The organism is uncultured Veillonella sp., assembly GCF_963522475.1.
Taxonomy (GTDB): Bacteria; Bacillota; Negativicutes; order Veillonellales; family Veillonellaceae; genus Veillonella.
Genome location: NZ_CAUQYW010000005.1, coordinates 88453 through 103095, shown reverse-complemented (window position 1 = coordinate 103095; position 14643 = coordinate 88453). Strand labels below are relative to the sequence as shown.

17 protein-coding genes and 2 pseudogenes are annotated in these 14643 nt (G+C 38.4%); 4 read left to right on the top strand and 15 right to left on the bottom strand.

The genetic code is table 11. The features are described 5' to 3' along the window. Nucleotides 1–109: 109 nt before the first annotated feature. The gene (locus tag RWP19_RS04525; RefSeq protein WP_105085146.1) at nt 110–466 is read right to left on the bottom strand and encodes a helix-turn-helix domain-containing protein; all 357 of its coding nucleotides are present in this window, start codon (nt 464–466) and stop codon (nt 110–112) included. Between the two features lie 433 nt (nt 467–899). Here RWP19_RS04525 and RWP19_RS04520 point away from each other — a divergent pair, with 433 nt between their 5' ends. Beyond that, nucleotides 900–1529 carry an NAD(P)H-binding protein gene (locus RWP19_RS04520; RefSeq protein ID WP_314356628.1) on the top strand — a complete coding sequence of 210 codons (630 nt, stop codon included), beginning with the start codon at nt 900–902 and terminating at the stop codon, nt 1527–1529. 139 nt (nt 1530–1668) lie between these two features. Here RWP19_RS04520 and RWP19_RS04515 read toward each other — a convergent pair whose 3' ends face one another. Together RWP19_RS04515 and pta are read right to left on the bottom strand one after the other, a co-directional pair. After that, the gene (locus tag RWP19_RS04515) at nt 1669–2463 is read right to left on the bottom strand and encodes a hypothetical protein (protein WP_314356627.1); all 795 of its coding nucleotides are present in this window, start codon (nt 2461–2463) and stop codon (nt 1669–1671) included. 321 nt (nt 2464–2784) lie between these two features. After that, complete coding sequence (gene pta, locus RWP19_RS04510) at nt 2785–3783, bottom strand: phosphate acetyltransferase (RefSeq protein ID WP_295209838.1); 999 nt, start codon at nt 3781–3783, stop codon at nt 2785–2787. Nucleotides 3784–3945: 162 nt separating this feature from the next. Here pta and RWP19_RS09435 point away from each other — a divergent pair. After that, nucleotides 3946–4034 (top strand): annotated as a pseudogene (locus tag RWP19_RS09435) (lactate utilization protein); the annotation flags it as partial. Here the strand turns inward: RWP19_RS09435 and RWP19_RS04505 are convergent. Beyond that, nucleotides 4012–4287: a helix-turn-helix domain-containing protein gene (locus RWP19_RS04505; RefSeq protein WP_295209843.1), complete on the bottom strand. Its 276-nt coding sequence runs from the start codon at nt 4285–4287 to the stop codon at nt 4012–4014. The pseudogene RWP19_RS09435 and the gene RWP19_RS04505 overlap by 23 nt on opposite strands. Before the next feature lie 422 nt (nt 4288–4709). Continuing rightward, on the bottom strand, nt 4710–6062 hold the full coding sequence (locus RWP19_RS04500) for an NAD(P)-dependent oxidoreductase (protein ID WP_295209844.1): 1353 nt from the start codon (nt 6060–6062) through the stop codon (nt 4710–4712). Between the two features lie 386 nt (nt 6063–6448). On the opposite strand from RWP19_RS04500, the gene RWP19_RS04495 reads away from it, so the two are divergent. Beyond that, the gene (locus RWP19_RS04495) at nt 6449–7642 is read left to right on the top strand and encodes an aminotransferase class I/II-fold pyridoxal phosphate-dependent enzyme (protein ID WP_314356626.1); all 1194 of its coding nucleotides are present in this window, start codon (nt 6449–6451) and stop codon (nt 7640–7642) included. A gap of 165 nt (nt 7643–7807) precedes the next feature. Here RWP19_RS04495 and RWP19_RS04490 read toward each other — a convergent pair whose 3' ends face one another. The 5 genes and pseudogenes from RWP19_RS04490 to RWP19_RS04470 all read right to left on the bottom strand — a co-directional run bounded on the left by RWP19_RS04490 (nt 7808) and on the right by RWP19_RS04470 (nt 11679). Continuing rightward, nucleotides 7808–9364, bottom strand: coding sequence for a DUF438 domain-containing protein (locus tag RWP19_RS04490; RefSeq protein WP_314356625.1), 1557 nt, complete (start codon nt 9362–9364; stop codon nt 7808–7810). Between the two features lie 375 nt (nt 9365–9739). Next, a pseudogene (locus tag RWP19_RS04485) lies at nt 9740–10195 on the bottom strand (superoxide dismutase); the annotation flags it as partial. A 47-nt stretch (nt 10196–10242) separates the two neighbouring features. Continuing rightward, nucleotides 10243–10782, bottom strand: a complete 540-nt coding sequence (locus RWP19_RS04480) for a cysteine hydrolase family protein (protein ID WP_295210987.1) — start codon at nt 10780–10782, stop codon at nt 10243–10245. A gap of 192 nt (nt 10783–10974) precedes the next feature. After that, nucleotides 10975–11319 carry a zinc ribbon domain-containing protein YjdM gene (locus RWP19_RS04475; protein WP_314356623.1) on the bottom strand — a complete coding sequence of 115 codons (345 nt, stop codon included), beginning with the start codon at nt 11317–11319 and terminating at the stop codon, nt 10975–10977. Then, the gene (locus RWP19_RS04470) at nt 11320–11679 is read right to left on the bottom strand and encodes a MerR family transcriptional regulator (RefSeq protein WP_295210992.1); all 360 of its coding nucleotides are present in this window, start codon (nt 11677–11679) and stop codon (nt 11320–11322) included. Nucleotides 11680–11745: 66 nt separating this feature from the next. On the opposite strand from RWP19_RS04470, the gene RWP19_RS04465 reads away from it, so the two are divergent. Further along, nucleotides 11746–12126, top strand: coding sequence for a carboxymuconolactone decarboxylase family protein (locus RWP19_RS04465; RefSeq protein WP_314356622.1), 381 nt, complete (start codon nt 11746–11748; stop codon nt 12124–12126). Nucleotides 12127–12356: 230 nt separating this feature from the next. Here the strand turns inward: RWP19_RS04465 and RWP19_RS04460 are convergent, their stop codons facing one another. The 5 genes from RWP19_RS04460 to RWP19_RS04440 all read right to left on the bottom strand — a co-directional run bounded on the left by RWP19_RS04460 (nt 12357) and on the right by RWP19_RS04440 (nt 14634). Beyond that, nucleotides 12357–12683 carry a type II toxin-antitoxin system RelE/ParE family toxin gene (locus RWP19_RS04460; protein WP_314356621.1) on the bottom strand — a complete coding sequence of 109 codons (327 nt, stop codon included), beginning with the start codon at nt 12681–12683 and terminating at the stop codon, nt 12357–12359. Nucleotides 12684–12685: 2 nt separating this feature from the next. Next, on the bottom strand, nt 12686–12967 hold the full coding sequence (locus RWP19_RS04455) for a type II toxin-antitoxin system Phd/YefM family antitoxin (RefSeq protein WP_288187596.1): 282 nt from the start codon (nt 12965–12967) through the stop codon (nt 12686–12688). A 62-nt stretch (nt 12968–13029) separates the two neighbouring features. Continuing rightward, nucleotides 13030–13527, bottom strand: a complete 498-nt coding sequence (locus RWP19_RS04450) for an ECF transporter S component (RefSeq protein WP_314356620.1) — start codon at nt 13525–13527, stop codon at nt 13030–13032. 113 nt (nt 13528–13640) lie between these two features. Then, the gene (locus RWP19_RS04445) at nt 13641–13934 is read right to left on the bottom strand and encodes a DUF2695 domain-containing protein (RefSeq protein ID WP_060923750.1); all 294 of its coding nucleotides are present in this window, start codon (nt 13932–13934) and stop codon (nt 13641–13643) included. A gap of 58 nt (nt 13935–13992) precedes the next feature. Beyond that, complete coding sequence (locus RWP19_RS04440) at nt 13993–14634, bottom strand: hypothetical protein (protein WP_314356619.1); 642 nt, start codon at nt 14632–14634, stop codon at nt 13993–13995. Nucleotides 14635–14643 lie beyond the last annotated feature (9 nt).

Here is a 14643-nt window from a genome sequence, read left to right as displayed (position 1 = left end):
AAACAAATGACTATTCATGGCATATATAAAGGTCTTTTTAAAGCCTTATCAAATATATAGTGCCCCATGTTTATAATCATAATAAGGGCAGAAATGCCGCTGGCATTTCTTACATGCGGCCAGCGGCTTTCATATAATCAATATATTGATTTCCCCATGTTTCAAGGGATGCTAGAACAGTCTTAAACCCTGCTCCCACTTCAGTAAGGCTGTACTCAACCTTTGGTGGAATGGTGCCGTATACTTCACGGTGTACTAGACCATCATCCTCCATCTGACGTAATGCTCTTGTTAATGTAGCTTGAGTAATAGGATGTAAGCGTCGTTCTAACTCACGGAAACGCACTGGTCCTTCGGCTAATTCGTGCATAATCAATAAAGACCACTTGCCGGCTAATAACTTTTGACTCGTTGCAAAAGGACAGCGGCCCACTAAATCATGAACATTTACGAGTTGCTCTGCCATTATATTTCTCCTTCTCTATATAGCTTAAGTAGCTCGTTATAACAAGGCTAAACCTCTATAGCTAAGCTCAACTATGTATAGCTATACTACTATTTCCATTTCAAGATTAGAAATATGTCTTTCTAATGTAGTTCAAATCATATCACAAATTTATCATATTGCAAGCATTTTACAGTATCTTTTTTTAGGGTACAAATTTTTTTCGAAAAATTTTTAGTCAGTAAATATCATAATTCTATCACTTTTGATAGTACCTATCATAAATAGTTCTACTACTCAAAACATTTGCACACCTATATAATAAGGTCATCAGCTGAATACAATAACAATTGCTGAGTAAACTTTACTAACATGTATATGGATATGAAATACTCAATTACATTTAAAGGACTATGCTCTCAATAAAAGAGACTTTCACAAAAGGAGAATCAACATGAACATTTTAGTAATCGGTGCAAATGGTAAAGCAGGTCATCGTATAGTAGAAAAAGCCCTCAAAGCAGGTCATCAAGTAACAGGCCTTGTTCGCCGTGAAGGTGCTATTGAAGGAATACCAACCATCGTAAAAGATGCGTTACAATTAACAAAACAAGAACTAACTCAATTTGACGTAGTCGTAAATGCTACAAGCGCTTTCACACCAGATACGTATCACTTACCAGCAGATTTGACATTGTTGCTTGTAAAAGCATTAGCTAACACAAATACGCGCCTCATCGCTATAGGTGGTGCAGGCAGTCTCTATGTAGACGAAGATCACACAGTTCAACTAAATGATACACCAGAGTTTCCTCCAGAATTCCTAGTTCGTTCCAAAACCCATGGTAAATCTGACGATATCTTGCGTAAATTTAGCAATGTAGACTGGACAATGTTTACCCCACCACCAATCTTAGATGCAGAAGGCCCTGAATCTAATGACTATGTATTAGGTAATGAAAATGTTATCTTGAACAAAGAAGGCAAACCTTATATCTCATATGCTACATTTGCACAAATTCTAGTGGATGAAATCAACAATCACAAATTTGGTCGCCAACGCTTTACAGCAGTACAAAACTAAGCTATATATTTAGATATACGAAAGAACCGCTAGTAAAAACTAGCGGTTCTTTTGGTGTCTTATTTCATATTTACTGTATTAGTAATACAGTCTTTTACACTTCATAGTTCCTTAACAAAAGTTTCTATGTTAGCGAATGTTATCCCAATAATGTTTTCACATCATAGTTAAATTTAGCTGTTGTTTCAGCAGCTGTTTTCTGCCATTCTGTAGGTGCTGTACCATCCTTTTCAAGGAAGAAGCCAGAATCAAGATAACGAATGATGATATAGTTGGAATTTCTTTGATCAAATCCATTACCACGAGTAAAATCAATGCCATGACCTGTGTTACGTGTTACGATGGCTTCCAATAATGGTAACGTAATGGCGTTCAACGTGATTTTCATATCAGGAGAATCAAAGATCTTTTTAAGGAAAGAGCTAGGCTTTTCTTCCTTGTATACTAGCAATTTACTAATCGTGCCATTAGATGCACATACTACGCGACGAATATCTTTAATAGGAATATCTACCTTACCATTAGAGATAACGCCGTTTTTAATGGTAATTTCTCGTTTACCCATAAAGGAAGAGTCTAATGGCAATTGAAGAGTATCTAAGTTCGCAGGAAAATCTGCGGTCAATTTATTTCGAGCAAAGGCTGCAAGAATCGCTTTTGTTTCACGAATATTATGACCAGTATTAGATTCTGTACGGTCCGTATCTAAATCTTGGCCTTCCATATTTTTCCAATTGTGATCTCTAAAGAGAATAGTATAATTACCATTTGAATTTAAATATCTTATAAGACATAACTCATTTAGGTCCTCAAAATCAATATCAGTGATAACCGTACCATTGGCATCTTTACAGAGCACACCATTGTAACTAATTGTTAAAGTACGATCATTACTTTCAAAAATAACAGGATTTGTGTCGAATACAGAAATCATAGCCCTCTCCTTTTCACGACTCTAAACACAATTACACTTGTACATATCAAGTGTATTCACGCAAGCATTGATTAAATATATTAATCAAATACTATCAATTTAATCATACACCTTCTATACAAGTTAAAACAACTACTATATTTTTCTGACAAGCTATATTCTAAATTAACTTACAAACAAGATATGCTTTCACCAATCTATTTACAATAGATATATTTACAAAAGATATCAAACAATATCTGTATAAAACAAAAAAGCTGATTCCTAAGAATCAGCTTTTTTATATTTCATTAAATCGTTCAAATGAAGTTATTGTGGAAATTAGATGCTTTCAACAGCAGCAATAGCTGCAACGTCTACAACGTCTTGAGCGGAGCAACCACGAGAAAGGTCATGAACTGGTTTAGCTAAACCTTGAATCAATGGGCCAAGAGCGTCAGCACCGGAGAAGCGTTGTACCAATTTGTAACCAATGTTAGCAGCTTGAAGATCAGGGAAAATCAAGATGTTAGCTTTACCAGCTACATTAGAGCCAGGAGCTTTCTTTTCTGCTACGGAAGGAACGATAGAAGCGTCCAATTGTAATTCGCCATCAAATTTGAAGTCAACATTACGTTCTTTCAAGATATTAACAGCTTCAACCACTTTATCTACTTCTGGAGTGGAAGCGGAACCTTTAGTGGAGAAGGACAACATGGATACGCGAGGATCAGCCATACCAACAACTTTGCGAGCTTTTTCTACAGTGGATTCTGCAATATCAGCTAATTGTTCGCTAGTTGGGTTAGGCAATACGCCGCAATCGGAGAATACTAGCATACCATCATCGCCATATTCTTTTTTGCTTGTGAACATGAACATGGAGGAAGATACAGTTTTAAGACCTGGTTTAGTACCTACTACTTGTAATGCAGCACGCAATACATTAGCAGTTGGGCAACCGGAACCTGCAACCATGCCATCTACAGCACCAAGACGAACAAGCATAGCACCGAAGAATAAGCAATCACCTTTCATAGTTGCGTCAGCTTTTTCAGGAGTCATACCTTTTTTAGCACGCAATTCTACGAATGTATCAACCATTTCTTGGTAACGATCGTAGTTAGCTGGATCGATGATTTCAGCACCTTCTACAGATACACCAGCAGCTTTAGCAGCCGCAGCGATTTCAGCAGGGTTACCAACAAGAACAGGTGTTACAAAACCTTCTTTCAAAATGATTTCTGTTGCTTTCAATACGCGTTCATCTTTGTATTCTGGCAACACGATTTTTTTACCTAATGGTTTTACTTGGTCTTTTAATTTTTGAATTAAGTCCACGATTTTTGCCTCCTTAACATTGGCTTATGCCATATCAATACTATTATTATAGCAAATTCAACCTATAGGTAAAAGTATAATTTATTTTCTTAGCCCATTATTTTGAAACAGGCATTGCCGTGACACTGCATTACGCACCATGGGCCGTGATGTATTTCTTACATCTGTAACGCCTTAACCATCTACTACAAAAAATGCGTAACATGCAAACCATAGAGGTTATTATCATTAATGAAGTTTTAGGCTTCTAATAGCTTCGGGTCCGTTCAAAAAATCTTGAATACTCATCTGTCCGAAGCCATTAACAACACGATAAATTGTAGACCATCTAGGGTCAACAGCTCCACTTTCAAGATCGCTTATATAAGATTGAGCCAATCCAGACTTATCAGCTAATTGATATTGAGTCATACCCAATTGCCTACGCCATAATAAAATCAATATGCCGAGCTTATGGACTTCTTGCCGAATTTGAAGATCTCTACAACATACGATAGAATTCATGACAACCTCTGTCTACTTTCACACTTAACACATACTTATGCCTCTACTATACGTCTAGCTTAACATCCTGAATAGTAGTAGTTGAAATGCGATAACAAAAAATACATGGTAAAAACTAAGGTATAAATTAGCTCTATAGAGTCATGTTTCTTTGTACATTATATTATGAACAGTTTCATCATTTCGTGTAATTTTTGTATATATAGAAATTATTAGTACTAAAAATATACTATTGTTATTCAAAGAAAGTTTATATTATATAAGTTTTTATAATTTCTATACATTATTCATACATTATAAATAAACTTGAATAGTAATATTATCAGTCACTATATAAAGCAAAAAAAAGCGGACTATACAATGTATAGTCCGCTTTCCACATCTCTATAAAACGATAGGTTATAAACTCATAAGATATAATCTTATTTGTTAATACTCTCTTGTGCTTTTTTAATTTCCATATATTTAACCATACCATCAACAGCTTTTTTAGCTTCGCGCATCGCCAATACTACAGTAGCAGGTTTATGTACAACGTCACCACCTGCAAAGACACCATCCCGATTAGTCATGCCATATGGATCTTCAGATGTAACGATATAGCCTTTTTCGTCTACTTTCAAATTATTGCCTTCACCGATAAGACGTGCATTTGGTTTGTGACCAGCAGCAATGATGATTTTATCTACAGGCATAACTTGGAAGTTACCAGTACCGTGGATACCTGCGCCATCTTCGTTAAGAGCCATTACTTCATATTTGAAGCCTTCTACCTTGTCTTTACCTTCTACGCCTACTGGAGAAGCGAACCATTGGAATTGAACGCCTTCAGCACGTGCTTCTTCGTATTCAGACAACAATGCAGGCATTTGTTCTTGGCTACGACGATACGCTACAGTAACGGATTCACAGCCTAAACGTACACATGTACGAGCCGCATCCATCGCTACATTACCACCACCGATAATGATTACGCGGTCCCCTTTTTTTACAGGGATTTGAGCTTCATCAAGCTCACCATTTTCTACGAGTTGTACGTTAGTCAACAAATACATAGCTTGGAATACACCATGTACTTCATCGTTTTCCATGCGCACTTCTTGAGGAATATGTGTACCAGTACCGATAAAGATAGAGTCGAAGCCTTCAGCAAAGAGTTCGTCCAATGTTTTATCTTGACCGATAAATGTATTACATACGAATTTAACGCCTAAACCTTCAAGACGAGCGATTTCACGACGTACAACGGATTTAGACAAACGGAATTCAGGAATACCGAATAAAAGTACGCCACCTGGTTCAGATTGGCCTTCAAATACCGTTACATCATAACCAAGTTTAGCGATATCACCGGCTACAGATAAGCCTGCAGGACCGGAACCTACAACGGCAACCTTACCAAGATCTTGTTTAATTTTCTTAGGTTTACGAAGTTCATTGATACTTTCAAAATCGGCAGCAAAGCGTTCCAATTTACCAATATTGATAGGCGGTTTCTTCGCCTTATTCATGATACAGTTGCCTTCGCATTGGTTTTCGCGTGGACATACGCGGCCACAAATGGATGGCAAGTTTGTACGTTCTGCCAAGATATCGTTGGCTAAACCGAAGTTACCGTGCGCAATAGCTTGGATGAAACGAGGGATTTCGTTTTCAATAGGGCAACCCATACGGCACAATGGTTTTGGACAATTTAGACAACGTTTCGCCTCAGCGAGCGCTTCCTCCATTGTATAATCCGCATCAAAATGTAGTGGTTTTAATTCGTTACTCATGGCACATGCCTCCTAACAAGGATCCAGTACTATACTTATACAGCGTTGCATGTACCTGAGCAATCCGATGAACCCTCTCACATAGGGATGCCGCCACATGCTGCTAAGATTTATCTTTTGTAACCATTCGATAGACGTGTGGTCACTGGTCAGACACACACTATTCTATAGTATATTCTAAATTGTGAAAGTCGTAACAGTCAAGCAAATATAACACCTTTTGTATACGAATATAGCCCCTATTCATGCAAGGATTGCATAGAAACAAAAGATACTGTAACAGCAATTCTTAAGGGTATATTTACATATATATCTATGCATGTATACTGATAATAGATAGAGTAATTAATTCCCACCACATTAACATACACGTATAGAGGTTCACTATGAACACAATAGACTTTACTGAAACATACTATATCGATCGCCGCGGTTCCCATTCTCGCAAATGGGACGGCGAACACTTAAAATTTAGCCGCACCGATTTATTACCCCTATGGGTGGCCGATATGGACTTTATGCCGCCTCAGTGCATACAAGAGGCTATTTGTACCTATGTAAAAGCCCAACCTTTAGGCTATACCATGACAAATCCCAATTATCTTGAAGCAGTCATAGATTGGCATAAGCGGCGCCACAACTGTATACTTTCTAAGGACTGGCTCACCAGCGCTCCAAATGTCATTACAGACATTATGTGGTGTATTGGGGCTTTCACAAAACCAAATGATGCCATCGCGGTACTAAGTCCTATATACGGTGCCTTTGATTCTAGTGCCAGAAACGCCCGACGACAAATTATCACCGTCCCTATGAAACGCGGCGAAGACCATCGTTATACCGTCGATTACAAAGCCTTTGAAAAGGCTATAGTTGAATACGATGTTAAACTTTTTATTCACTGCAACCCGCATAATCCTGTAGGCCATGTATGGACTGAAAAAGAAATGGATCGACTATTCAATATCTGTAAGCAACACAATGTGCTCATCATTAGTGACGAAATCCATCAGGACCTCATCACAGGTTCAACGGCATTTACATCGGCTCTAACGGTAGTTAGCGGTGCCTATGCCGATAATATTATTGCTATGTCTTCCCTGTCAAAATCGTTTAATATGGCTAGTTTGCATCATGCAGAGGTTATCATTCCTAACGAAAAACTGAGAGGCCAATACAATGCCTATAAAACTCAGGTATACCACACAGACTCCGACGTTATTGCCGAAACGGCCATCACTGTAGCCTACACACATCCAGAGGCGGAAGCATGGCTCACCGATGTACTGGCTATTATACGTGAAAACTATGCATATCTGTGCCGAGAGCTTTGTACGGCATTACCACAAATCCGCATCAGCCCTATGGACGGCACCTATTTAGCATGGATTGATTTTGGTGCCTATGTTAAGGCTGAAGATATGCACGAATTATTCGAAAATAAATGTCGCATCGCACCAAGCTTTGGCGAATGGTTTGGAGGCGAAAACTACGCCACCTTTGTGCGACTTAACTTGGCTACTAGCCTTGAAAATATTAAGACTGCTACCCATAATATTATCAAGTACGTACACCCTTAATGGGTACCTCTTATCAAAAAATACATTAATTCAGGGAATACATTAATCATATTAGAGAATTCATTTCGTACAAATAAAAGAGGCTGCTCTAGCATCATTCAATGTTAGAGCAGCCTTTTTGTATCAAAGTTTCACTGTATCACATAACTAGTATTACACTAGTTTTTATTTAATTCTAGCGAAATGTTCCTTTGCAAATTGCATGTCTTGTACGAGTTCTAATGTACCAATATAGTTATTATGTTGGTCACGAACAGCCATGTAGTTTACATAGAATGGACGGCCTTGTTTTTCAAGCCATACTGCCACATTATCGCGATCACCTTTGCGGAAGGAATCGATAATACCGCGTACAATCGGTTCTACCTTTGGCGGATGGCAGGAGTATACATCACGACCGATAGCCGTAGTAGGACGTTTGAATACCTTTTCACCATCGTTGAAGTAACGGTTAATATCTTCATGGTCAACGAAGGTTACCTCCATTGGCATTGTGTTGAGCATAGCATCTAGTTGATCTACAGTTAGCGTACCACCAATCAAACCGATAGCATTATTATCACCACTTGGTTTTGTAGTTTGTGCAGCTAATGCTGCATCAGCCTCTGGCCAAGCAATGCGTGTTACACCAAAGATGTCTTCATATTGTGCTGTATCTTTGTAGATTTGATACCAGTCTTCTTTACTGAAGTTTTCTGCACAGATTGGGAACAAGATATTTTGTTCTTTGTAGATCATTTCTTGGGCACGTGTAAGAAGCTCGTCAAAACGTCTATACCAGTCATCTACGCTTTGGCTAGATTTTGCTAAGTCCCCTAATTGGTCGCGAATATCACCATCAACAGTCCACATAACCATAGATGGACCACCGATTGCATAATCCACTTTCAATTTTGGATATAATAAATCACCTTTTTTAGCATAATGCACAGATAGTTGACGCACTGTATTCACATCATCATAAGTGGCAGTTTTATCTGCTACTTTTGGACGAATAGATTCAATCAACTCGTCGAGCGCTTTATTTTCTTCTGTTAATCGGTTTAACGGATGACCTGCAGTCTCTACCAAAGTCACAACGCTCTTACTCTTTTCTTGAGCCTCTAGAACCGCTTCTACCTTAGCATGTTCTGCATCCATTTGTTCATGAATGGTGGAACCATGGAACAACGCAGAGTGAAGGTCACATAATTGTTGTACCTCTTCTAGAGGTGTACCTTCACGCATAAGACCTTGTTCAGCTTTCATGATTTCACTAGCCTCAACATGTTTGAATTGGCTCGCAAAATCTTCACGAACAGCACCAAGTTCTTCACCAGTACCTAACCGTTTCAAGAAACCTTTCAATTGTTCTACACGTTCGCTATCTGTAACAGTATCCTCTTCATTAGTTTCTGTATTTTGACTAGCTTTAAGCTCCTCTACTTGAGTAGCAGCAGTCTCTACAGGAACATCTTTAGCAGATGCTGCTTCATCACCGTGTAAATTTGGCATTTCACCTTCCAAGGTAAAACCAGCTTTCATAAATGCACTCACGATATCCATCATGGATACGCCTTTCATTTTAGCCCCTTTTGGGATGGTCATGATTTTACCAACAGAGTTCAACATCACCTTATTAGTGATTTCACTGAACCCTAAGCTTTTCATAATCTCTGTTACTTCAGGATATTCTGTTACCAAATCATATACGGATTTGGACAAATCTAATTTCTTTTCCATTTTGATCCCCTCGTGTCAAAAATATTGTGTATTACTTATGTAAGTAGCCCTCTATACGTACCAATATGTATACAAGGCAATATATACTATGAAAGGTTTATCTAACATAACCTATGACACCATGATAAATGATATCGATTAGAAAATCTGTATCCATGGCAATACTTTTGAAAGTTTTTTCCGAGATATATTTTTTATATACAAAAATAACGGATAAAGGATATATTCCCACGCAAGCATGATGAAAAGTATATCAACTATCCGTTATCTATTAGATTGTGTATTTATTTTTAAGAGCTTTAAGAGTTCTTAGGATTTACTAGTTATAAGAAACTTGCTAGTTGCGAGAACGTTACAAGTTTTCAAGTTCTCTTCTTATTGATGGTGTGGTTGCAATGCTTTTTCGTAGTTTTCAGACACTTTATCCCAGTTAATAATGCGGAAGAATTCCTTGATATAGTCTGGACGACGATTTTGGTAGTGCAAGTAATATGCATGTTCCCAAACATCTAGACAAAGGATGGCCTTTTTGCTTTCTAATAGAGGATTATCTTGGTTCGCAGAGGATGTAACCTCTAGTTTGCCATCTTTATTTACCACAAGCCATGCCCAACCAGAACCAAAACGTGTAGCTGCCGCAGCGGAGAAGCTTTCAACAAAGGCATCATAGCCACCAAGTTCAGCATCGATAGTCTCTTTCAAAGGGCCTTCCAATTTAGAAGTATCTGGTTTTGTCATAATTTCCCAGAACATGGTGTGATTCTTGTGACCACCGCCGTTGTTGATAACCGCTTGGCGGATGTCCTCTGGTACATTAGCGATGTCGCCAAGATTTGTTAATCAATATAAAGCACTCTAATATAGTTATAACAAAATAACTACTCAACAATACATTGACACATTTTCATAGTTGTTAACGCCGCTTGGTGGGATTCTTCTGTAACGCCTGCACAGCAGTTAGAGTCTACATAAACAGGAATTTCTGGCAAGCCAGCTTTCAATATAATGGCATTAGAAACAACACAAATATCTGTGCATAAGCCAACAAGTGTAATCGACTCGATAGGATTTACCGAGTTCATACCTTCTAAACGAGATAGTAGTTCAAGGGATCCGAAATTTGGCTTATCTATAAAGGATACAGGGCTCATGATAGGACGACCTTCTGCTGCCTCGATTAATCCAGGTACAATATGCCAACCCTCTGTATTCTTAACACAATGTGTAACAGGCAAGAACTTCCCCTCTTGGCTTTCAAGATAATCAGTATCATGCGTATCACGAGTGAAAATGATAGGCCCATCAAAGTTCTCAATTTTTTTGCGTACATTATCTACGATTAACTGTGCTTGAGCTGAACCAAGAGCGCCATCTACGAAATCTTTTTGCATATCGATAACTACAAGAACCTTTTGCATAGTCCCTCCTGTATAAAGTCTACATAGAATACATTAATATTCACTATATTATTAGTTATACTCTCAATTCCTAATAATATCAACAGTAGTCATATATCTTTTTTCTCTACCAATACATAATTCATGCGATGCAATTCATGAATATACCACAAAAAAAGTCCCTACCAAATGTATCAGTAGGGATTCCTTAGATTAGATTTTTTTAACCATTTCAGATTTCAATGCCATCGCACCGAAACCATCGATTTTGCAATCGATATCGTGGCCATCGCTTGCATCAGTGGTGAGGCGAATATTCTTTACGCGCGTACCTTGTTTCAAGATGCCCGCACCTTTTACTTTGAGGTCTTTTACAACAACAACTGTATCGCCATCAGCTAGCTCTTTGCCGTTAGCATCGCGAATGATACCTGCTTCAGCTGCAGCTTGTGCGTCAGCCGCTGTCCATTCGTTGCCACACATAGGACAGATAAACATATGACCATCTTCATATGTGTACTCGTCGCCACACTTAGGGCAGTTAGGTAAATTTGCCATTTAGATCTCCTTTTTCTTTATTACAGTTTCATACAACTTCAATTTATCTTCTAGATTATTCTTATAGCCTTCTAATCGTTTAATTTCGGCCTCAATAAACCGATAATGGTCTTGTAATAGTGTCATTCTTTCATGGACCGTATGAGATCCGGCATACCTTAAATCCGCATACCGTTTGATATTCGCAAGTGGCATTCCCATATCTTTCAAGCGTTTAATAAACTGCACAAAACCCACATCCTCCGCATGGTAATTGCGAATGCCGTTCTGCCGCTCGATGTGAAGGAACCCTTGATCCTCATAATATCGCAATGTGGGAATAGACAGTCCCACTAATTTTGAAAATTCACCGATTTTCATACTTTCACCACCTTGACCTCAAGTATACTCGAGCATATATCATACGTCTAGACGGAGGTAATAATTATGAAAGAAACACGTTTTAACATCGGTATGAACACATTGAAACAAATTGACGGGCTGCACGGCGAGGAGGTGTATAACATAATTCAAGAGATTTCACCGGCCATAGCCGATTTATTGGTCGAGCTGTTCGGCGACATCTACACGCGCCCCAACCTGGATTTCAAGGAACGGGAACTGATTACGCTCGCATCCCTGTTAACGCTGGGCGGCTGCGAGGCACAGCTGAAAGTACACACCAATGCGGCACTCAATGTCGGTATTGCACCCGAGCAAATCGTAGAGGTCTGTACCCACTGCATCCCCTATGCGGGATTTCCACGCGTACTGAATGCACTATTTATGGTAAAAACGGTCTTTGAGGAACGGAATATACTGAATTAAAGAGTGAACTGCAATAAAAAGAGAGGGGTTCCGATTGAATCCCTCAATATACATTACATTATAAAACATATAGAAATGGCCTTTCGTTTTCAGCTACCAGTTGGTAACGAAGGGCTATTTGTCGTTATTACGACAAATCAGCACTATCAATGCTCCAAAGGAAATAACTACAAAAGGGAGACTCACAACGGGGTCTCCCTTTATCCATCTATACCAAATCAACTAAACATCTACAATCCTTGCAGAAGTTGTAAATAATCTTGCCGTTGACTAAATATATTATATATGCGCACTTCTTTTTCATCATCAAAAACACGATATAAAATAATATTTTTATTAATGATCAACATACGATAGTTTTTATTACGTAAAACAGTATGTCTTGGAATCATGCCCATATAAGGATTATCCGCTAATAAAAGAATTCTATCCTTAATCTCTTGATAAACAGCCTTGGCAATTTTATTGGAAAAAGATTGCTTTACATGCAGAACAATATGATGCAATGCCTGATCAGCCTGTGCCATAATAATGATACGATAAGCAGTGTCTTCCATAACTATTCCGCCTCAGCTAACAACTCTTCTATGCTGATAAAAGTATCCTCAATAGGACCCATTCTACCTTTTCGTTCGTCTTCCTCAGCCAATGCAATAGCCTCTAATAATTCGATCTGTGCTTTCAATTTATTATAGGTTTCATATCCCATACATACCGTATCACCACGACCATTTACCGTCATAATACAAGCTTCGTCCCCTGTTTTCAAAACTGTAGAGATTTCATTATATTTATTTCTTAAATCCGACGATGGTCGGATACTTTCACGTAATAACCCCATAAAAGCACCTCCTCATATACAAATTATATCATAATTTGTATATGAATTGTGAATCACCAATCCTATCCTAATCGTTTACGCAAAATGGCATAGAGAATGATGCTAATAATAACGCTCATAACGGCTTGAATAGTATTGGTCACAATACTAGCAATGGCTACGCCTGGATCGAATACAAAGTATTCAGCGATGAAGTAGCCTGCTACGATGATAATGCCACCTACGATGGTTGCCACCAAGGCAGAGGTAGTTGTCTTATTGTTATAGACAGTACCGACAAAATAACCTTCAATGCCTTTCACCACGAGAGTGATTGGTACAAAGACTACGTAGCCGAGGAATAAATCAGCTAGCGCCGGGCCGATAGCACCAATATAGGCGCCATATTTTCGACCTAATAACAGAGCTGACGTCATAATAACGACATCTCCAACATTGAAATAGCCGCGTATGCCAGGTACTGGAATTTTCGTATACATTGTAAGCAATGTAGCGAGGGCAATCAATACGGCTGTGAGTACTAACGCGGATGTAGTACTGCGGGTTTGAACGTGTTGCATAGCGTCCTCCTTATAAAAAAAAATAGACATGTGAATACATACATCACATGCCTATACTATATACCCTTATGGTAACACCTGCAAATAAAAGGAGTTAACTATAAAAAATACTATTAACAGTACTCTTCAAAACGTTCCTCTACATTGTAGAGAACCTCACAATCACAACCGCCACCTTCGTTGATAATCCAGTCTAATACACTTTCCACATCTACCTTTTGTTTTTCTAAAAACTCTCTTGTGAAAGTCAAACTATGATCGCAACCGTCATTTGTTTCTAATTTCTCGTCTACATAATCAAAAAGATTCCAAAATAATTCTTCGTCCATAGGTAAGCTATCTTGAAAATTCTGTTTTTCTTTAGCTTTATAGTCTTTCAATAATTCCTTTTTACGCGCTTTATCCATTATAGTTATACCTTTACCTTTATAAGTACGCCCATATAGTAATGTGTTTACCCCATAATTATTTCTGAATAACCTCTTTCACCAGTTCATAGGTGTCTATGAGACGCAGTTTTCCTAGCCTAGGACTATCTGCAATCTCCTCATAGATATCTTCCAACGTGCCTGCTGGTGCTAATTTCCACAGCTTGCACGGATATAGCTCAACAGCCCCAATGATTTCTAAATTCTCTAGCAATAGGCCTAGGTCTTTATGATTAAACCAACAGTCGGTATCGATACCGAAATTTGATACGTCTCCCACCTTAAAATGAGGTTCTCGCTTTGTTTTAGATTTACGAACCTTTAGAGGCTTTGGATTTTCACTTTGTAGTTGTGTGGCTAACTTCTCTAACACCTTTTGACGTTGTTTGAGCGCCTTACTATCAATTTCTAGCCAAAACTCATGAGCGCCCTTCGCGATTATATCTAATACTTTCTCTTTGATATCCTGCGGCAGATAACCTATCTTCCACAGCGAATAGGCTACGGCAGTCCAATAAATTTCTGTATAGAATTCGTCAGTACAAAAATTCTGCTCTTCAGCCAAAATTTCTGAAACAATGGTATCAATACTAGTGCCATCTCTATAGCGCTCAACAATCAAATTATAAATATCATGGCCATCATCACTATCTATGATTTTTACTCCATCAATAGCCATATAATTCTC